Origin of the sequence: Paenacidovorax caeni (assembly GCF_001298675.1) — a bacterium.
Lineage (GTDB): Bacteria > Pseudomonadota > Gammaproteobacteria > Burkholderiales > Burkholderiaceae_C > Paenacidovorax > Paenacidovorax caeni.
This window is the reverse complement of the sequence record NZ_CYIG01000009.1, coordinates 1-18,534: the sequence shown is the minus strand read 5'-3', so window position 1 is coordinate 18,534 and position 18,534 is coordinate 1. Positions and strand designations below refer to the sequence as shown.

The 18,534-nt window shown below is 67.9% G+C and carries 20 protein-coding genes; 10 read left to right on the top strand and 10 right to left on the bottom strand.

Translation table 11 applies throughout. The features are described from left to right. Window positions 1–19 precede the first annotated feature (19 nt). Entirely contained in the window at window positions 20–931 is a 912-nt protein-coding gene (gene ppk2 / locus BN2503_RS05950; RefSeq protein WP_054255733.1) for a polyphosphate kinase 2, read from the bottom strand. A gap of 187 nt (window positions 932–1,118) precedes the next feature. Here ppk2 and pstS point away from each other — a divergent pair, with 187 nt between their 5' ends. The 7 genes from pstS (at window position 1,119) to phoR (ending at window position 8,001) form a co-directional block, all read left to right on the top strand. Then, a complete protein-coding gene (gene pstS, locus BN2503_RS05945) occupies window positions 1,119–2,159 on the top strand; it encodes a phosphate ABC transporter substrate-binding protein PstS (protein ID WP_054255732.1) in 1,041 nt (346 codons plus the stop codon). 224 nt (window positions 2,160–2,383) lie between these two features. Then, entirely contained in the window at window positions 2,384–3,322 is a 939-nt protein-coding gene (pstC, locus tag BN2503_RS05940) for a phosphate ABC transporter permease subunit PstC (protein WP_074930099.1), read from the top strand. Continuing rightward, window positions 3,319–4,209, top strand: coding sequence for a phosphate ABC transporter permease PstA (pstA, locus tag BN2503_RS05935; RefSeq protein ID WP_054255730.1), 891 nt, complete (start codon window positions 3,319–3,321; stop codon window positions 4,207–4,209). Before pstC ends, pstA begins: the two co-directional genes overlap by 4 nt. 22 nt (window positions 4,210–4,231) lie before the next feature. After that, on the top strand, window positions 4,232–5,011 hold the full coding sequence (pstB, locus tag BN2503_RS05930; protein ID WP_054255729.1) for a phosphate ABC transporter ATP-binding protein PstB: 780 nt from the start codon (window positions 4,232–4,234) through the stop codon (window positions 5,009–5,011). A gap of 17 nt (window positions 5,012–5,028) precedes the next feature. Next, the gene (gene phoU, locus BN2503_RS05925; protein ID WP_054255728.1) at window positions 5,029–5,730 is read left to right on the top strand and encodes a phosphate signaling complex protein PhoU; all 702 of its coding nucleotides are present in this window, start codon (window positions 5,029–5,031) and stop codon (window positions 5,728–5,730) included. A gap of 151 nt (window positions 5,731–5,881) precedes the next feature. Next, window positions 5,882–6,586: a phosphate regulon transcriptional regulator PhoB gene (phoB, locus tag BN2503_RS05920; RefSeq protein WP_054255727.1), complete on the top strand. Its 705-nt coding sequence runs from the start codon at window positions 5,882–5,884 to the stop codon at window positions 6,584–6,586. 65 nt (window positions 6,587–6,651) lie between these two features. Then, window positions 6,652–8,001, top strand: coding sequence for a phosphate regulon sensor histidine kinase PhoR (phoR, locus tag BN2503_RS05915; RefSeq protein ID WP_054255726.1), 1,350 nt, complete (start codon window positions 6,652–6,654; stop codon window positions 7,999–8,001). Between the two features lie 278 nt (window positions 8,002–8,279). On the opposite strand, the gene BN2503_RS05910 is transcribed toward phoR, so the two are convergent. Next, window positions 8,280–9,167: an EamA family transporter gene (locus tag BN2503_RS05910; protein WP_054255725.1), complete on the bottom strand. Its 888-nt coding sequence runs from the start codon at window positions 9,165–9,167 to the stop codon at window positions 8,280–8,282. Window positions 9,168–9,217: 50 nt separating this feature from the next. Between BN2503_RS05910 and BN2503_RS05905 the strand changes: the two genes are divergently transcribed. Next, entirely contained in the window at window positions 9,218–9,727 is a 510-nt protein-coding gene (locus tag BN2503_RS05905) for an Lrp/AsnC family transcriptional regulator (RefSeq protein WP_233495015.1), read from the top strand. 149 nt (window positions 9,728–9,876) lie between these two features. Here BN2503_RS05905 and BN2503_RS05900 read toward each other — a convergent pair whose 3' ends face one another. The 4 genes from BN2503_RS05900 to BN2503_RS05885 are packed head-to-tail and all read right to left on the bottom strand — an operon-like array spanning window position 9,877 to window position 13,881. Further along, window positions 9,877–11,055: a c-type cytochrome gene (locus tag BN2503_RS05900; protein ID WP_054255724.1), complete on the bottom strand. Its 1,179-nt coding sequence runs from the start codon at window positions 11,053–11,055 to the stop codon at window positions 9,877–9,879. Further along, a complete protein-coding gene (locus BN2503_RS05895; protein WP_054255723.1) occupies window positions 11,055–11,846 on the bottom strand; it encodes an ABC transporter ATP-binding protein in 792 nt (263 codons plus the stop codon). Before BN2503_RS05895 ends, BN2503_RS05900 begins: the two co-directional genes overlap by 1 nt. Next, complete coding sequence (locus BN2503_RS05890; RefSeq protein ID WP_082366510.1) at window positions 11,840–12,850, bottom strand: ABC transporter permease; 1,011 nt, start codon at window positions 12,848–12,850, stop codon at window positions 11,840–11,842. Before BN2503_RS05890 ends, BN2503_RS05895 begins: the two co-directional genes overlap by 7 nt. Next, window positions 12,847–13,881, bottom strand: coding sequence for an ABC transporter substrate-binding protein (locus tag BN2503_RS05885; protein ID WP_054255722.1), 1,035 nt, complete (start codon window positions 13,879–13,881; stop codon window positions 12,847–12,849). The genes BN2503_RS05890 and BN2503_RS05885 overlap by 4 nt, the downstream gene beginning before the upstream one ends. A 179-nt stretch (window positions 13,882–14,060) precedes the next feature. Here BN2503_RS05885 and BN2503_RS05880 point away from each other — a divergent pair, with 179 nt between their 5' ends. Both BN2503_RS05880 and BN2503_RS05875 read left to right on the top strand, forming a co-directional pair. Further along, window positions 14,061–14,606: an OsmC family protein gene (locus BN2503_RS05880; RefSeq protein WP_054255721.1), complete on the top strand. Its 546-nt coding sequence runs from the start codon at window positions 14,061–14,063 to the stop codon at window positions 14,604–14,606. Then, complete coding sequence (locus BN2503_RS05875; RefSeq protein ID WP_054255720.1) at window positions 14,603–15,946, top strand: O-acetylhomoserine aminocarboxypropyltransferase/cysteine synthase family protein; 1,344 nt, start codon at window positions 14,603–14,605, stop codon at window positions 15,944–15,946. The genes BN2503_RS05880 and BN2503_RS05875 overlap by 4 nt, the downstream gene beginning before the upstream one ends. 32 nt (window positions 15,947–15,978) lie before the next feature. On the opposite strand, the gene BN2503_RS05870 is transcribed toward BN2503_RS05875, so the two are convergent. The 4 genes from BN2503_RS05870 to BN2503_RS20455 form a co-directional block, all read right to left on the bottom strand. Beyond that, window positions 15,979–16,332 carry a thioredoxin family protein gene (locus BN2503_RS05870; RefSeq protein WP_054255719.1) on the bottom strand — a complete coding sequence of 118 codons (354 nt, stop codon included), beginning with the start codon at window positions 16,330–16,332 and terminating at the stop codon, window positions 15,979–15,981. Window positions 16,333–16,334: 2 nt separating this feature from the next. Continuing rightward, window positions 16,335–17,666 (bottom strand): molybdopterin molybdotransferase MoeA, encoded by a 1,332-nt coding sequence (gene moeA, locus BN2503_RS05865; protein ID WP_054255718.1) that lies wholly within the window; start codon window positions 17,664–17,666, stop codon window positions 16,335–16,337. An 18-nt stretch (window positions 17,667–17,684) separates the two neighbouring features. Then, window positions 17,685–18,206 (bottom strand): GNAT family N-acetyltransferase, encoded by a 522-nt coding sequence (locus BN2503_RS05860; RefSeq protein ID WP_054255717.1) that lies wholly within the window; start codon window positions 18,204–18,206, stop codon window positions 17,685–17,687. Window positions 18,207–18,229: 23 nt separating this feature from the next. Further along, the coding region (locus BN2503_RS20455) for a glycosyltransferase family protein (RefSeq protein WP_491893066.1) at window positions 18,230–18,534 on the bottom strand (305 nt) is incomplete at its 5' end.

Genomic DNA, 18,534 nt, shown 5'->3' with positions numbered 1-18,534 from the left:
GCCTTGTGCGCGAGTGGAGTCAGTAAATCTGCGGGACGATCATGTCCTGCGGGACTGGATGGCGGATGTAGTCGGCGTTGCGTACGCGTGCGGGCAGCAGCACTTCGGGGCGCTCCACCTCGGCGTAGGGGAACTGCCCCAGCAGGTGGCTGATGCAGTTCAGCCGTGCTTGCTTCTTGTTGTCCGCGGGCACGACCCACCAGGGCGCTTCGGGGATGTGCGTTTGCTCCAGCATGGCCTCCTTGACGCGGGTGTAGTCCTCCCAGCGGCGGCGCGACTCCAGGTCCATGGGGCTGAGCTTCCACTGCTTGAGCGGGTCGTGGATGCGGCCCAGGAAGCGCAGGTGCTGCTCGTCGTCGGTGATGGAGAACCAGTACTTGATGAGCTTGATGCCCGAGCGCACCAGCATGCGCTCGAACTCGGGGGCCGAGCGGAAGAATTCCTCGTACTCCGCGTCGGTGCAAAAGCCCATGACGCGCTCCACGCCGGCGCGGTTGTACCAACTGCGGTCGAACAGCACCATTTCGCCCGCCGCGGGCAGGTGCGCCGCATAGCGCTGGAAGTACCACTGCGTGCGTTCGCGGTCGTTGGGCGCGGGCAGCGCCACCACGCGGCACACGCGCGGGTTCAGGCGCTGGGTGATGCGCTTGATGACACCGCCCTTGCCCGCCGCGTCGCGGCCCTCGAAGATGATGACGGCCTTTTGCCGCGTCGAGGCCACCCAGTCCTGCAGCTTGACCAGCTCGCCCTGCAGGCGGAACAGTTCCTTGAAATACGCCACGCGCTGGGCGTGGCTTTCGGGCTGGCCGCCGCTGCCGTCCGGCAGGTTGTGCGTGCGGTCTTCTATTTCCAGTTCCAGTTCTTCGTCGAGGCCGTCGAGCAGGTCGTTCTCGATACGGCGCACCAGTTCCTCGCGGTCTTCAAAAGGCATGGCTTGGCTTTCATTCGCAACGTGCGGCAGCGTAGCCAGGGGGGATGAAGGTTTGATGACGCCGCGGGCGCCCGCGGGCCACGGAGGTGTTTTTTGGCAGTGCCGTGACAAAAAGACGGCGTCACATGACTGTCACAAAGCGTCTCTACAGTCGCGGTCATTCCTTCCACAACCGCAGAGGTTTGTCATGAAACTGTCCCTGATCCGCATCCTGGTGGCCGGCGCGCTGTCGGCCATGGCGCTGCCCCATGCAATGGCCCAACAGGAAGCCACCGGCGCTGGCGCCAGCTTCCCGGCGCCGCTGTACTCCAAGTGGGCTGCTGATTACCACAAGGCCGCCGGCGTGAAGATCAACTACCAGTCCGTGGGTTCGGGTGCCGGTCTGCGCCAGATCGAGGCCAAGACGGTGGATTTTGGCGCCTCCGATGCGCCGCTCAAGGATGAAGACCTGGCCAAGAAGGGCCTGGTGCAGTTCCCTACCGTGATCGGTGGCGTGGTGCCGGTGGTCAACATCCAGGGTATCGCCGCCGGCCAGCTTAAGCTCAGCGGCCAAGTGCTGGGTGACATTTACCTCGGCAAGGTCACGCACTGGAACGACCCCGCCATCGTGGCGCTGAACCCCGGCGTGAAGCTGCCCGAAGCAGCCATTGCCCCGGTGCGCCGCGCCGATGGCTCGGGTACCAGCTTCATCTTCACCAACTACCTCTCTAAGGTGAACGCTGAGTGGAAGTCCAAGGTGGGCGAGGGCACGGCGGTGAACTGGCCCACGGGCGCGGGTGGCAAGGGCAACGAGGGCGTGGCCGCCTTCGTTGGTCGCCTGGCGAACTCGATCGGCTACGTGGAGTACGCCTACGTCAAGCAGAACAAGCTGAACTACGTGCAGCTGCAGAACGCCGAGGGCGCCTTCGTGACGCCTGATGACGACGCCTTCAAGGCTGCGGCTGCGGGTGCGGACTGGAGCAAGAGCTTCTACCAGATCCTGACGAACCAGCCTGGCAAGGCCTCTTGGCCCATCACCGGCGCGACCTTCATCCTGATGCACAAGAGCCAGGACAAGCCACAGCAAGCCGCCGCTTCGCTCAAGTTCTTTGAGTGGGCCTACCAGAATGGCGACAAGACGGCTGCCGATCTGGACTACGTGCCCATGCCCGACAGCGTGAAGAGCGTGATCGTCAAGTCCTGGGGTGAAATCAAGGACGCCGCTGGCAAGCCTATCGCGCTGAAGTAAGCCGCCCGCTTCCAGGGAGCCCCGTGCGCCGCAAGGCCCCGGGGTTTTCTGGGGCGCTGAAATAATCCGCAGGCGGTGGGTGCGCATATCGCGCCCGCCGATGCACCATGCAAGACAACAAAGGTTCACCTGTGTCCACGACGCTGTCCGTTCCCTCGGTGCCACCGCCGCAGCCACAGCGGCTTTCCGGCACTGGCCAGACCCTTCCTCCCAGTCGTCCGCCACTGTTGTCCGGCAGCATGGCGGATCGCCTGTTTGCCTGGCTCGCGCGCGGTGCAGCGTTGCTCACGCTGGCCATGCTGCTGGGCATTCTGATTTCGCTGTTGGTGGGGGCTTGGCCCTCCATCTCGCAATACGGCCTGGGTTTTCTCACGCGCAGCGTGTGGGATCCGGTACAAAACGAGTACGGCGGCCTGGTGATGATTTACGGCACGCTGGCGACGTCGGCCATCGCGTTGCTGATCGCCGTGCCGGTGAGTTTCGGCATCGCGCTGTTTCTGACGGAGCTCTCGCCCGCCTGGCTCAAGCGCCCGTTGGGCACGGCCATTGAGCTGCTGGCCGCCGTGCCTTCCATCGTCTATGGCATGTGGGGGCTGATGGTGTTCGGCCCGCTGCTGGCCACCTGGGTGCAGCAGCCGCTGCAAAGCATTTTCAAAGGCGTGCCCTACCTCGGGGCGCTGGTGTCTGGTCCCCCGGTGGGCATTGGCATCCTGTCGGCGGGCATCATCCTGGCGATCATGATCATTCCGTTCATCGCGGCGGTGATGCGCGACGTGTTCGAGGTCACGCCCGCGCTGCTCAAGGAGTCGGCCTACGGCCTGGGATCGACCACCTGGGAGGTGGTCTGGAAAGTGGTGCTGCCCTACACCAAGACGGGCGTGCTCGGCGGCATCATGCTCGGCCTGGGCCGTGCCCTGGGCGAGACCATGGCCGTCACCTTTGTGATCGGCAACATGAACCAACTCAATTCTCTGTCGGTCTTCGAGGCCGCCAACAGCATCACCTCGGCGCTGGCCAACGAGTTCGCCGAGGCCGGCGAGGGGCTGCACCAGGCCTCGCTGATTTACCTCGGGCTGGTGCTGTTCTTCATCACGTTCGTGGTGTTGGCACTGTCCAAGCTGCTGCTGAACCGCCTGCAAAAGGGTGAAGGAGCGCGCGCATGAGCACGACGAGTACCTCGCAGAAGCTGATCTCCGCCGCCGAGCTGGCGCAGGCACGCAGCGCGCGCTACGCCACGCGCAAGCGCATCAACCAGATTGCGCTGACCCTGTCGCTCGCGGCAATGGCCTTCGGTGTGTTCTGGCTGGTGTGGATCCTGTGGGAGACGCTGCGCCTGGGGCTGGGTGGCCTGTCCCTGACATTGTTCACGGAGATGACGCCGCCGCCCAACGAGGCGGGTGGCCTGGCGAACGCGCTGTTCGGCTCGTTCATGATGGTGATGCTGTCCACCTTTATCGGCACGCCGGTGGGAATCCTTGCCGGCATCTACCTGGCCGAGTACGGCAAGCAGGGCTGGCTGGCGCCTGCCACGCGCTTCGTCAATGACATCCTGCTGTCGGCGCCTTCCATCGTCATCGGCCTGTTCGTCTACACGGTGGTGGTGGCGTACTTCAAGAGCTTCTCGGGCTGGGCTGGCGTGCTGGCGCTGGCACTGATCGTGGTGCCGGTGGTGATCCGCACGACGGAAAACATGCTCCTGCTGGTGCCCGCCAGCCTGCGCGAAGCGGCTTATGCACTGGGTGCGCCCAAGTGGAAGGTCATCAGCCTGGTAACACTGCGCGCGGCGCGCACCGGCGTCATCACCGGCGTGCTGCTGGCGGTGGCGCGCATCGCGGGCGAGACGGCGCCGCTGCTGTTCACGGCGCTGAACAACCAGTTCTGGAACGGCGACCTGTCCAAGCCCATGGCCAGCCTGCCCGTGACCATCTTCAAGTTCGCCATGAGCCCCTACGAGAACTGGCAGCAGCTCGCCTGGGCTGCCGTGTTCCTCATCACCGTGGCGGTGCTCGGCCTCAACATCCTGGCGCGCGTGCTCACGCGCCAAAAGTAAACCGATTTTCTGGAAGACTTGCATGCCCTCCAACTCGACCACCCCTGTGCCCTCCAAGATCGCGGTGCGTGACCTGAACTTCTACTACGGCAAGTTCCACGCGCTCAAGGGCATCAACCTCGACATCCCCGAGAAGAAGGTCACGGCCTTCATTGGCCCCTCGGGTTGCGGCAAATCGACGCTGCTGCGCACCTTCAACCGCATGTTCGAGCTGTACCCCGAGCAGCGTGCCGAGGGCCAGATCCTGCTCGACGGCGAGAACCTGCTGCAATCCAAGCAGGACGTGGCGCTGATCCGTGCCAAGGTTGGCATGGTGTTCCAGAAGCCCACACCGTTCCCGATGTCGATCTACGACAACATCGCCTTTGGCGTGAAGCTGTTCGAGAGCCTCAACGCCACCGACATGGATGAACGCGTGGAGTGGGCGCTGAAGAAGGCGGCCCTGTGGACCGAGGTGAAGGACAAGCTGCACCAGAGCGGCTCGGGCCTGTCGGGCGGGCAGCAGCAGCGCCTGTGCATCGCGCGCGGCATCGCCGTGCTGCCCGAAGTGCTGCTGCTCGACGAGCCCTGCTCGGCGCTGGACCCGATCTCCACTGCCAAGATCGAGGAACTGATCGCCGAGCTGAAGAACGAATACACCGTGGTCATCGTGACCCACAACATGCAGCAGGCCGCGCGCTGCAGCGACTACACCGCCTACATGTACCTGGGCGACCTGGTGGAGTTCGGCGCCACCGAGCAGATGTTCTTCAAGCCCCAGCGCAAGGAGACGGAAGACTACATCACGGGCCGGTTCGGCTGACAGCGAAGGACATGACAATGACCGAGAAACATCTTTCCACGCAATTCGACAGCGAACTCAACAGCGTCTCCGCGCGCGTCATGGAGCTGGGCGGGCTGGTCGAATCGCAGATCCGCCAGGCCATCGCGGCGCTGTCGAACTTCAGCCTCGACGCCGTGGCCCAGGTGGAGGTGCTGGAAAACCGCGTGAACGTGATGGAGGTGGAGATCGACCACGAGCTCACCACCATCATCGCGCGGCGCCAGCCCACGGCGCGTGACCTGCGCCTGCTGATGGTCTTCTCCAAGGCCACGGCCAACCTGGAGCGCATGGGCGACGAGGCCACGCGCATGGCGCGCATGGTGCGCTCCATCATCGAAAGCGGCGCCGCGCGCTCGCTGCCCAGCAGCGACCTGCGCATGGCCGCCGACCTGGCCTCGGGCCTGCTGCGCAAGGCGCTGGACGCCTTCGCGCGCCTGGACACCAAGGCGGCCGTCGACATCCTCAAGGAAGACGATCTGATTGACCGCGAGTTCGACGGCTTCGTGCGCAAGCTCATCACCTACATGATGGAAGACCCGCGCACGATCTCGCCCAGCCTGGACCTGCTGTTCCTGGCCAAGGCCATCGAACGCATCGGCGACCACTCGAAGAACGTGGCCGAGCTGATCATCTACCTGGTCAAGGGCAAGGACGTGCGCCACACCGCGCTCACCGAGATCGAATCGGCGGTTTTATGAACACCCCCCCGAGCGGCTTCGCCGCTCCCCCCTTCTCTCCCTACGCGGGAAGGGGGACGACGCCAGCGCGGCGGGACGGCCCTTGCGCGGCGTCCGCCGGCGTGGGACGCGCCAGGCTGGCAGGCAGCGCACAGCGCAATGGACAAGTGATATGAAGAAGTTTCCCCGCGTGCTCATCGTGGAAGACGAGCCAGCGATCGCCGAGCTGATCGCCGTGAACCTGCGCCACAACGGTTTTGCGCCCATCTGGGCCGAGGATGGCGACGCCGCGCAGCGCGAGCTCGACGCCGTGCTGCCCGACGTGATCCTGCTTGACTGGATGCTGCCCGGCCAGAGCGGCCTGCAACTGGCGCGCAAGTGGCGCGCCGACGCGCGCACCAAGCCGGTGCCCATTCTCATGCTCACCGCCCGCGGCGACGAGCCTGACAAAGTGGCCGGGCTTGACGCAGGTGCGGACGACTACATCACCAAGCCCTTTTCCACGCAGGAAATGCTGGCCCGCATCCGGGCCGTGCTGCGCCGCCGCGCACCCGAGCAGGTCAGCGACAGCGTCGCCATCGGCGAGCTGCTGCTTGATGCCGCCACGCACCGCGTGACCTGGCAGGGCCAGCCGCTCAAGGTGGGGCCCACCGAATTCAAGCTGCTGCACTACCTCATGAAGCATGCCGAGCGCGTGCACAGCCGCTCGCAGCTGCTCGACAAGGTCTGGGGCGACCACGTGTTCATCGAAGAGCGCACGGTCGATGTGCACGTCAAGCGCCTGCGCGAAGCGCTGGGCGCCGCTAGCGCCATGGTAGAGACCGTGCGTGGCGCAGGCTACCGCCTTACGGCGCAGCCGCAGCTGCAAAATGGATAGCTGCCAGCCCTTGCTGGCATTGGCCTGAAGGCCGATTCCCTTCATAACCCACCGCGGACGCCCCCATGCTTTGGCGCTTCTCCTTCTTCTTTGCCCTGCAGCTCGCTGGGGGCGCCCTGGGCGGATGGTTGGCAGGGGCCTGGTGCGCCGCTCTGGGGATCGCACTGGCCTCTTGGGCCGGATTCGCCTGGGAATCCTGGCGCGGCCTGCGCGTGATCCATTGGCTGCGTGAGGACGGCGCGCTGGCGCGTGCCCCGGTGCTGCACGGCCTGTGGGGCGAAGCCGTCGAGCGCATGCGCCGGCTGCTGCGCCAGCGGCAGCAGGAGGCCCAGGCCAGCGATGCGCGTTTGCAGGAGTTTCTGGCGGCGCTGCAGGCGTCGCCCAACGGGGTGCTGTTGCTTGACGCCGAGGGCCACATCGAGTGGTGTAACCAGACGGCGGCCCAGCATCTCGGGCTCGACGCCGAGCGCGACCTGATGCAGTCCATCGGCAACCTGCTGCGCGAGCCCGCCTTCAACGCCTACTACGCCGGGGGCGACTTCAGCCATGATCTGCTGCTGCCCGGGCGCGAAAGCACACCCTCGCACCCGGTCAAGCTGTCGGTACACCTGCACCCCTATGGCGACGGGCGCAAGCTCATGCTTTCGCGTGATGTGACGGCGCTGGAACAGGCCGAGGCCATGCGGCGCGACTTCGTGGCCAACGTGTCGCACGAGATTCGTACCCCGCTCACCGTGCTGGTGGGCTTCATCGAAACCCTGCAGACACTGCAGCTGCCCAACGCCGAGCGCGCGCGCTACCTCAGCCTGATGGCGCAGCAGGGCGCGCGCATGCACAGCGTGGTGCAGGATCTGCTCACGCTCTCGCGCCTGGAGGGCAGCCCTTTGCCGGGGCGCGGGGACTGGTCCAGCGTGCGCGCGCTGCTGGTGCGCTGCGAGGAGGAGGCGCGCGCGTTGTCGCAGCTGCTCACGCCTGAGGGCTCCATGCCGCACCGCCTGGCGTTCCCGGAGGATGCGCAACTGCGCGCAGCTGGCGACATTGCGGGTAGCGTGCCAGAGCTGCACAGCGCGCTGTCGAACCTCATCAGCAATGCCGTGCGCTACACGCCTCCGGGTGGCCAGATCACCGTGCAGTGGCAGCCGCTGGAGGGGGGCGGCGCACGTTTTTCCGTGCGCGACACCGGCCCTGGGATTGCTCCCGAGCACATCCCGCGCTTGACCGAGCGCTTCTACCGTGTGGACCGCAGCCGCTCGCGCGAGACGGGGGGCACGGGCCTGGGGCTGGCCATCGTCAAGCATGTTTTGCAGCGCCATGGCGCCCAGCTCGATATTTCCAGCGTGCTGGGCCAGGGCTCGGAGTTTGCCGTCACCTTCCCCGCCAGCCGCCTGCGCGTGCCGCGCGCGGCACAGGCGTAAGAGCCTGTTCACGATCTTTTCATAGTGCCCGTTGCCCCGCAAAAGTGGCAGGTGTAAGGCGCAAAGCGCAGCCGGGCTGGTGGCCCGGCGAGCCTTTGCAACGCCGCAGATGCCACTTTTGCGGGGCAACCCTTCGGGCAAGGCAGCAAAAAGCCGCACTCGTTGTTGCGCACCTAGCCCAGGCCTCCAGCATGGCCTGCGGCGCGCGCCTAGATTGCGGCTTTTTGCTGCCTTGCGGGCACTATGAAAAGATCGTGAACAGGCTCTAAAAACACGTTCTAGGCCGGCAGCACCGCCTCGGCGGCCGCTGCGCGCCGTTGCGCCGTGAAGGCGCAGCCCATCGATGCGGCGACGATCAGCCCGATGGCCAGCCACTGCGATGCGCTCAGGTGCTCGCCCAGCAGGCCCAGCGCCAGCAGCGCCGCCACGGCCGGCTCCATGCTGATCATGATGCCGAAGGCCTGCGGCGGCAGGCGCTTGAGTGCCACCATCTCCAGCATGATCGGTATCGCGCTCGACAGCGCCGCCACCCCCAGCCCGGTCAACAACACGGTGGGCGAGAGCAGGGCGCTGCCCGCGTGCGCAGCACCCACCGGCACGACCACCAGCGCTGCCACGGCCAGCCCGAGCGAGACCGAGTGCCCCGTGTGCAAATGCCCTACGCGCTTGCCGAACAGGATGTAGACGGCCCAGCACACTGCCGCCGCCAGCGCCCACAGCACGCCCGTCGGGTCGAGCCCGCTCACGCTGTGCCCCAGCGGCAGCAGCAGCCATAGCCCGGCCACGGCCAGCGCCACCCAGACGAAGTCGAGCGCACGGCGCGAGGCCCACAGCGCCACGGCCAGCGGCCCGGCGAACTCGATGGCCACGGCCACGCCGAACGGGATGGTGCGCAGCGCCATGTAAAAGCCCAGGTTCATCAGCCCGAGGGCTGCGCCGTAGCAGGCGACCAGGCGTGCATCGTGCCCGCGCAGGCGCCAGCGCCAGGGGCGCCACAGCACTACCAGCAGCAGCGCCGAGAGGCCCACGCGCACCGCCGTCGTGCCCTGGGCGCCGACCAGGGGGAACAGGCTGTGCTTGGCCCAGGAGGTGCCTAGGCCGAGAAAGGTGACCGAGCCCAGGATGGCAAGCACCGGGAGCAGCGAGGAAAAGCGTGTGCGCAACATGCGCAAGACTTTATTGCGCAGCCTGGGATATTTAGACTCCATTTGCCGCCATGTCACGCAACTTTCGCTCGCCCATGCCCCCTGATTCCACCACCACACCTGTGCTCGATGCATTTGACCGGGCCATTCTTGCCATCCTGCAGCGCGACAACACGGTGGCGCAGCGTGAGATTGCCCGGGCCGTGCACCTTTCGGCCCCAGCGGTGCAGCGGCGCATTCGCCGCCTGCGCGACAGCGGCGTCATCCGCGCCGAGGTGGCCGTGCTGGACGCCAGCCGCCTGGGGCGGCCATTGACGCTGATGGTCGAGGTGCACGTGCATGACGAGCACCCACTGCGCACCGCCGGCCTGCGCGAACGCATCCTGGCCGAGCCGGCGGTGCAGCAGTGCCATGCGATTACGGGCGAGGCAGATTACCTGCTGGTAGTCACTGCCGCCACCATGGCCGAGTACCAAGACATCACTGCGCGGCTGTTTGGCGGCGATGACAATGTGCGGCGTTTTCGCACATCGGTGGCGCTGGAGTGCCTGAAGGCGGGGCTTGGGGTGCCACTGGCGTAGCGGTGAAATGCCACTTTTGCTATCGATAAAAGAGCTGCTTGCGCAGTCCCAAAAGCGCTGGAGGCTGAAAACGTCTTCAAATGGCGGGAGACCGTTGCCGAGGGCACCTGCGTTCTTCGCCGTGAAGCGGGGGACGGTGCGGTTTCCTCTCAGAAAACGGTGCCATGGACCCGGCCGCCTTTCACGTAGCGCACTGGCTCCGCGTCCATGAGGCGCAGGATGCGCGACAGCGCATCTTCCTGTCCGCTTGCCACGCCCTGTGCCGTGCCGTCGGGGGTGCGGCACAGCAGGTCGTCGTTGCGCCAGGCCGAGGCGCCGCGCGCGTTGCGCGCGCGCAGCCAGCCGGCCTTGTCGGCCATCAGCTGTACGCCGTGCAGGGATTGGCTGGCACTGACGAGTTCCAGCGCCAGCGTGGCTGTGGCGGGCGCGGCGGCCACGCAGTCAACGGCATCGGGGAGCGCGGAAGGCGCTTCCTCCATCGGCAACCACAGGGTGATGAAGCGTGGATCGGGCAGCAGATCTCTCAGTGGCGCGGTGGTCAGGAGCAGGCGTTGGCCCCGCCAGTCGCTCACGCGGGTTTTACCGGCGCTATGGCAGCGCAGGGCCATGTCTGGCAGTGGCACGGGCTGGGCCCAGCTGCCGGTGGCCTGCAGCAGCTCGCCTGCGGCCAGGGCGCGCAGATAGTGCAGCAAATCCCAGGTCTGCGCCTCGGACAGCCAGGCCGCGAAGCCCGGCATGGTGGCGCGGCCATCGCGCCCCCGCACACCGTGGCGGATGGCGTGGAACAGATCGCCATCGGCGCGGCGCCACAGCAGCGTGCTGGTGAAGCTGGGCGGCCAGACGGGCTGCGCGGCAGCGTCGCGCCCCTGCCCGTTGCCCTGGGCACCGTGGCAGCGCAGGCAGTGGCGCGCGTAGTGCGCCTCGCCACGCGCAATGGCTGTGTCTGAGAAGGGCTGCGGCTGGGTGTGGAAGCTCGCCGGGTGCGCGGGCACTTGCACCACACTGGCCGAGGGCCAGGGCGCCAGCACCACGGCCAGCAGCGCGCCCCCCGCGAGTGGCCAGCGCATGCGCCGCCAAGTACAGGCCAGCGCCAGCAACAGCAGTGCGGCGCCTGCGCAGCCCAGGCCTGCGGCCAGCAGGCGCGCTTGGCCTGCGTCCAGCAGCAGGTTCTCGCCCGACAGGCGCCAGGCCCAGGGCCAGGCGGGCTGGCCTTCGGCGCCGCCTGCGAGGCCGCAGGCGTGCAGCAGGCGCAGCAGCAGCCATTGCGCCTGGTGCAGCGCCTCCACCAGCCAGGCAAGCCAGGGGGCGTCCTGTGCCCGGTCCACCATTACAGCGAATCCGGCAGGCCCAGGTGGGCCAGCGCCTGCTGGCGTAGCTGCACGAACTGCGCCTGGCCCCGGTGGCGCGGATAGGGCAGGTCCACGCGCAGCTCAGCGACCGTGCGCGCAGGCCGGGGCGAGAACACGATCACGCGGTTGGCCAGGAACAGCGCCTCCTCCACGTCGTGCGTGACCATCAGCACCGAGAAACCCGCCTGCTGCCACAACCGCAGGATCTCGCCTTGCATGGCCAGCCGGGTGAGCGAGTCCAGCTTGCCCAGCGGCTCGTCGAGGATCAGCAGGCGTGGGTCGTTGACCAGCGCGCGCGCCAGCGCCGCGCGTTGCGCCATGCCGCCCGAGAGCTGGTGCGGATGGCTGTGCGCAAATTCCGACAGCCCGACCAAGGCCAGCGCTTCGTCCACGCGGGCGTACTGCGCCTGCGGCACCTTGCGTGCTTGCAGACCCAGGGCAACGTTGTCGCGCACGGTGCGCCAGGGAAACAGCGTCGGGTCCTGGAACACGACGATGCGCGACGGATCCGGGTGGGTGATGGCCTGGCCGTCTTGCGTAATGCGCCCTTGCTCGGGTGCTTCCAGCCCTGCCACCAGCCGCAGCAGCGACGACTTGCCACAGCCGCTGGGGCCGAGCAAGGCGACGAACTCGCCGGGTGCCAGCGTCAGGCTTACGTCGTCGAGTACTTGCAGACGGCCCTGGGGCGTGTTGAAGGCGTGGCTCACGCCCTGCAGCGTGATGCGCGCGCCCTGGGTGGCCACGTCGGCTTGCGCAGTGTCGGTCACCATTGCACGGTTCCTTTCTGCCACGACAGCAGCCGGTCGCGCACTGCGAACAGCAGGGTGATCATGCCGGAGCACAGCGCCGCCATGACCAGCAGCGCGCCGTACATGTTGGCGTAGGCGGCCCAGCCCTGGGCCCACTGCAGGTACCAGCCCAGCCCGGCCTTCACGCCCATCATCTCGGCGGTGATGAGCACGGAAAACGCAGCGCCCAGCCCCATGAACAGGCCCACAAAAACCTGCGGCAGCGCCGCCGGGATGGCCACCCGCAGCACCAGGAACCAGGGCGATGCGCCCAGCGTACGGGCCACGTCGTAGTAGCTCTTGCTCACGCCCGCCACGCCCGACCAGGTGAGCACCGCCACCGGGAAGAACGTGGCCAGCGCGATCAGGAACACGGCTGCGCTGTAGCTCGATGGCGCGAAGAAGAACGCCAGCGGCAGCAGTGCCGAGGCCGGCACCGGCCCGAGGAAGCGCAGCAGCGGATGCACCCAGTAGCCCGCCGCGCGCGACCAGCCGATCCACACGCCGGTGATGAAGCCAACGACCGCGCCGATGGCAATGCCGTTGAGCAGAAGCCGCAGCGAATGCAGCACCGAGGTGGCCAGGCGGGCGCTGTCGTCCAGATACACCTCCAGCAGGCTTTGCGGCGGCGCGAAGAACGGTGGCGGCAGCAGGCCGAGCTTGGCCGTGACGGTCTGCCACACGCCCAGCAGCGCGGGTGCTGCCACCAGCCAGGGGCCGGCCGGGCGCAGCGCGCGCTGCAGGCGCCCGCCGTGCTCGCCTGCCAGGGCCAGCGCGAGCAGTGCGGCCGCCAGCACGGCGCAGAGGATGGCAAACTCGTGCGTGTAGGCCCAGTCGCTGAAGCCGATCTCCTTGTTCGGCCACAGCGCGGTGAGTGCGGCCAGGGCCAGCCAGGTGGCTGAGGCGGCCAGCCCTGCGCGCCAGACACGCGGGGTGGCCCGCGTTGCCGCCCCCGACGGGGGCAGGGTGATGCTGGCGGTGCTCATGACAGGACATCCAAGGTGATGTGGTTGGCGAAGCGCGTCGGGTCGGTGCTTTTCTTGAGAATGCCCGCCGCGCGGAAATCCGCCGCGAAGTCGCGCACCTCATCGCGCAGCCGCCCGCCCGATGGGTGGTGCTTGTAGGTCAGCTCGGCCAGCAGGCGCTGCAGGTCGTCCACCTCGAACTTCGGCGTGTACTTGGCGAAGATGCGGGCCGACTCGTTGGGGTTTTCGGCCACGTACTGCGAGGCCTGCACCAGCGCCCGCACCACGCTGGCGGCATGCCGTGGCTCCTCGCGCGCAAACTTTCCGCCCGCGCCCAGCACGCAGCAGATTTTTTCTGCGTACTCGCCCTTGGCGCTGTTGCCGATCTCGGTGAACACGCCGGGGTTGCGCTTTTCGATCAGGTACAGGTTGGGGTCGCCGTCGGCGATGGCGTGGATCTCGCCTTTCTTCACCGCCACATCCAGCAGGTCGGCGGGGAAGACGCGCCACTCCACATCCTTGTCCACATTGATGCCGCGCTTGGCGAGGTGGATGGCAAAGAACTGCTTGGCCGGGCTGTTGAGGTCGGCCACGCCGATCACCTTGCCCTTGAGGGTGTTGATATCCTGGGTAACGCCTGCGGTCTTGACCCCCACAAAGCGCAGGCAGCCGCCATGCACGCTGCCCACCAGCTTCACGTCCAGCCCGGCCTCCAGCGGCTTGACCCAGCGGTGGATCAGGCCCACCCCCACTTCGGCCTTGCCGGTGGCCAGCGCCTCCAGCAGTTGGTCGGCAGCGCCACCCCAGTTCAGCACCTCCACCTGCAGGCCGTTTTGCGCAAAGTAGCCGCGCTCCAGCGCAATGGGCACGGGTACCTGGCAGAAACTGGCCTGGCTCCAGGCCAGGGTGATTTTGCGCGGCTGCGAATGCGCAGCCAGGGGCAGCCAGCCAGCGGTGGCCGCCACGCCAGCGGCTGCAGCGGCGCCCAGGAACTGCCTGCGCTGCGCCAGGGGGGAGCGATGGGGCGGAAAGTCGGTCGAAAAGGGTTGCATGGCATACCTCCGTGGAAGAAAAGTGACGCCACGATAGGAAGCCTGGCCGCTGCGGCCAACGAACGATTTCGTGCATCCATATGCGGCGCGGGGCACATAAGCAAGTGCGAAATGGTTCGTGGCGCCAGCGCTGCGCGGGCGGGGAACATGGCGGCGTTCAACGACCGGAGAAACATGCCATGGGCCTTATCGACTACCTCTCTCACAAGCGCCAGGCCGTGCTGGCGCGCAAACAGCGCATCGCCGAAGGGCGCGAGGGCGCCACCACGCTGCACGCCCGCGTGACCGCCGAAGGGCGCAGCGGCGTGCGCCGTTTGCGCATCCGCGAGCACCAGGTCATCAGCGACAGCCCGCCCGACTTCGCGGGCTTCAACCTCGGCCCCTCCTCGCCCGAGCTGCAGTTGGGTGTGCTGGGCACCTGCGTGACGCACATCTTTGAGATCCAGGCCGCGCTGCTGCAGGTGCCGCTGGAGCGCCTGGAGGTGGACGTGCGTGGCCGCATCGACCCGCGCGCAGGCACGCCAGGGCATGAGTCCACGCCGATCTGGCCGCATGACATCCGCTACGAGGTGCAGGTGGCTTCGCCCGCCAGCGATGAGGAACTGGCAACCTTGTTCGAAGCCGTCGAGCGCAACTGCCCCATCCTCAACCTGCTGCGCAACCCCCAGCAGATTCAGGGCACGCTGGTGCGCCAACCCCTGTCGCAAGAGCTGGCCGCGGCATGAGCACGGCGCCTGAAGCACGGTCCTGGCAGCCGGACACCATCGCGTTGCACGCAGGCTACGACGGCATGCAGCACCAGCGCAGCGCCGCTGTACCGATTTACCAGAGTACGTCCTTCCTGTTTGAAGATGCGCAGCAGGGCGCCGAGCTGTTCGGCCTGGTGCAAGAGGGCCACATCTACGCGCGCACCGGCAACCCCACGCAGGCCGTGCTGGAGCAGCGCATCGCGCAGCTTGAGGGGGGCACGGCGGCGGTGGCCGTGGCCTCGGGCATGGCCGCGATCGACGTGGCGCTGGCCACGCTGGCGCGTGCGGGTGACCACGTCATCGTGGCTTCCACGGTGTATGGCGGCTCGCATAACCTGGTGGCGCACGTGCTGCAAGGGCGGGGTATCAGCAGCACGCGGGTGGCGCGCGGCGATGTGCGGGCGCTGGCTGCGGCCATCACGCCGCACACCAAGGCGGTGTTCCTGGAGTCGGTGGGCAACCCCTCGGGCGATGTGGCCGACATCGCTGCCATCGCTGCGGTGGCCCACGCCCAGGGCGTGGCCGTGGTGGTGGACAACACCTGCGCCACGCCGCTGCTGGTGCGTCCCTTCGACCATGGCGCGGACGTGGTGGTGCATTCCGCCACCAAGTACATCGGCGGCCATGGCAACGCCATTGGCGGGCTGGTCGTGGACGGGGGGCGCTTCGACTGGCGCGCCCAGGCACTGCGCTACCCGCAGTTCACCGAGCCCGACCCGGCCTTCAACCAGGTGGTGTTTACCGAGCGTTACCCCGCTTTCCCACTCGCTGCGTGGGTGCGCACGGTGATGCTGCGCAACGGCGGCGCTACGTTGGCCGCGCAGTCGGCCTTCCTTTTGCTACTGGGGCTGGAGACGCTGGCGCTGCGCATGGAGCGCATCAGCCGCAGCACCCTGGCGGTGCTTGATTTCTTGCATCAGCACCCTGCCGTGGCACGCATCCACCACGTGGCGCACCCCAGCCACCCTGACCACAGCCATGCACCGCGCTACCTGCGTGCGGGCTTGGTGCCCGGGCTGCTGTCGTTCGAGCTGCACGGGGGGCGCGGTGCGGCCCAGCGCTTTTACGACGCGCTGGGGCTGTTTCAGCGCCTAGTCAATATTGGCGACAGCAAGTCGCTGGCGGCCATTCCTGCCGAGACCACACACCAACAGCTCAGCGACGCAGAGCTGGCGCGTGCGGGCATCGCGCCGGGCCTGGTGCGGCTGTCCATCGGCATCGAGCACCAGGATGACCTGCTCGCCGACCTGCGGCAGGCGCTGGCGCGGTGCGCGCTGGTCCCTGCTGCGCGGGGCGCGCTGGCTGATGTCACATGACGCGGCGCGCGCTGCCGCAGGGGCGCTTGGACTCAGGCCGCGCCATCGCCCACGCCCGCCTGTGCGATGGCGAGCGCGATGGCATCGTGAATCTCCTGCGCTTGCTGCGGGCGCACGCAGCGCGCCACTTCGCGGCCGTCGCGCAGTGCGATCAGCGTGGGCCAGAGCTTGACGCCAAAGCTGCGCCCCAGGCGTTGGCCTGGGCCGTCTTCCACCTTCAGGTGGGCGACCAGGGGCCATGCCGCCAGGGCGTTCTCGATCAGCGGTTGCGCGCGTTGGCAGTGGCCGCACCAGGGCGTGCCGAACTCCAGCAGGGTGGTGCCGGGCAGGGCGTCCACCGCAGCGCGGGTGGGGGCTTGGGGCAAATGGCGGGCCTGGTAGGGCATGGTCAGAGCGCTGCGTCGAACATCATCACGTCCACCAGGTCGCCCATGGCCACGTCGCCCTGCTCGTGGCGCAGCACGATCAGGCCGTTGGCACGCACCATGGAACTGAGCATGCCCGAACCCTGGCTGCCCGTGGTGCAGACCTGCAGGTTGCCATCGGGCGCGGTGAAGACGATGCCGCGCGGGTATTCGGTGCGCCCCGGGCGCTTGCGGATGATTTCGCTGCTGCGCGCCTGAAGGTACGGAAGGGCCTGTTGGCGCACGCCCATCATGCGCAGCAGCGCCGGGCGCACCAGCACCAGAAAGCACACCATCGCGGCCACCGGGTTGCCGGGCAGGCCGAACAGGATGCTTTGGTTTTCATAGCTGCCAGCGCTTTCCTGGATAGGGCTAGAGGCCATTTTTCCTTCTAATGCGCGGGCGATGCGGCCCACCACCATGGGGCGCCCGGGCCGCATGGCCAGGCGCCACGACACCACGTCGCCCAGCTGTTGCAGCATGGCGCGGGTGTGGTCGGCGTCGCCGGTGCTGACGCCGCCACTGGTGATCACGGCATCGGCTTGCGCGGCGGCGCGGGCGAAGGCGGCGGCGATCTGTGCGGGGTCGTCGGGCACGGCGCCCAGGTCGATCACTTGCGCGCCCAGGCGGGCAAGCAGGCTGGTGAGCGTGGCGCGGTTGCTGTCGTAGATGGCGCCGGGCCGCGGGGGCTCGCCCGGGCGCAGGATTTCGTCACCGGTGGAAAAATACGCCACGCGCAGGCGCCGGGTCACCTCCAGCGTTTGTAGGCCTAAACTGGCCGCCAGGCCAATGGCAGCAGGCGAGAGCAGCTCTCCTTTTTGAAGCGCGATAGCGCCTTCCTGGAGGTCTTCGCCGCGCAGGCGGCGGTTGGCGCCGGGGCGCAGCACATCGGGGGCGATGGCAATGGTGCCATCCGGGCCGGGCGTGGTCAGTTCCTGCGGCACCACGGTATCCAGCCCTGCGGGCATGACGGCGCCGGTCATGATGCGCACGCACTCGCCGGGCGCCACCTGGCCTTGCCATGGCCGGCCCGCCAGGGCCTGGCCCACGGGGCGCAATTGCAGGGGCTGGCCGGGCTGCAGCGCCGCACCGTCGAAGGCGTAGCCGTCCATGGCGGAGTTGTCATGCGGCGGCACCGACAGGGGGGAGACCAGGTCGTGCGCCAGCACGCGGCCCAGGGCTTCGTGCAGGGGCAGGGTTTCGGTGCCTTGCACGGGCTCGGCCAGGGCCTCCAAGAAGGCGGTGGCGTCGGCCACGCGCAGGTCGCTGGGGTCGTAGCCCGGCAGTTCGGCGGCGATGTCGGCGAGGGTGCTCATGGGTTCTTTCGCACGCTCTCAGAGGGCGTGCAGCGGGCGGATCATATGCAGTTTGTCGTAGGCCACGCCGTTCACCAGCATGGCGCGCGGCAGCAGGCCCCAGGCGCGAAAGCCCGCGCTCTCGTACAGGCGCACGACGTGGGTGTTGCTGGCCGTGACGCTCAGGGTCAATTGCTCCAGCCCCGGCACGCGCGCGGCCACGGCCACGCAGGCATGCAGTAGGGCCCGCCCCATGCCCTGGCGCTGGGCGTGGGGCGCCACCATCATGCCGACCAGGGTGGCGCTGTGGCGCTGCTTGGCGCGCAGTTCCCGCTCGCAGCCCACGCAGCCTGCCAGGCGGCCTTCGGCATCGAACGCCCCCAGGAAGAAGGTGCCTGACAGCGGCTTGCCGAAGCGCCGCGCATACGCTGTGGCCGGGCGCCGCACGGCGCTTTCGTAGTCGGAGAGAAAGGCCTCGGGCGCATGGCGCAAGGCCGCGTCGCGCAGGGCTTTGTAGGCGTGCACGTCGCTGGCGTTCAAGGGGCGGATGGGGATTTGCATGGCCTCAGAACGTGTTCACGTTCTCATCCCAGGCTTTCCAGCGCCTGCAGCTCGGCGGGCGTGTTGGCGTTGCCAAACGCGTGCGGGTCGTCCCCAGGGCGGTCGAAGGGCACGCGCGCGCAGCGGTGCTGGGCGGTCCAGGCGCCGATTTTGCGGCCCCCCTCATGCGTGTAGCGCGCCAGGCTGGGGCGCAGGCTGGCGCGCAGCAGGCAGAAAACCGGCTGCGCGCGCAGGGGCGCACCGGGCGTGGCGCTGTCCGGTGCGCAGGCGATGGCGATGTCGGCACCCTCGCGCACGGCGGCATCGGCCAGGCGCCGGGCCAGGTCCG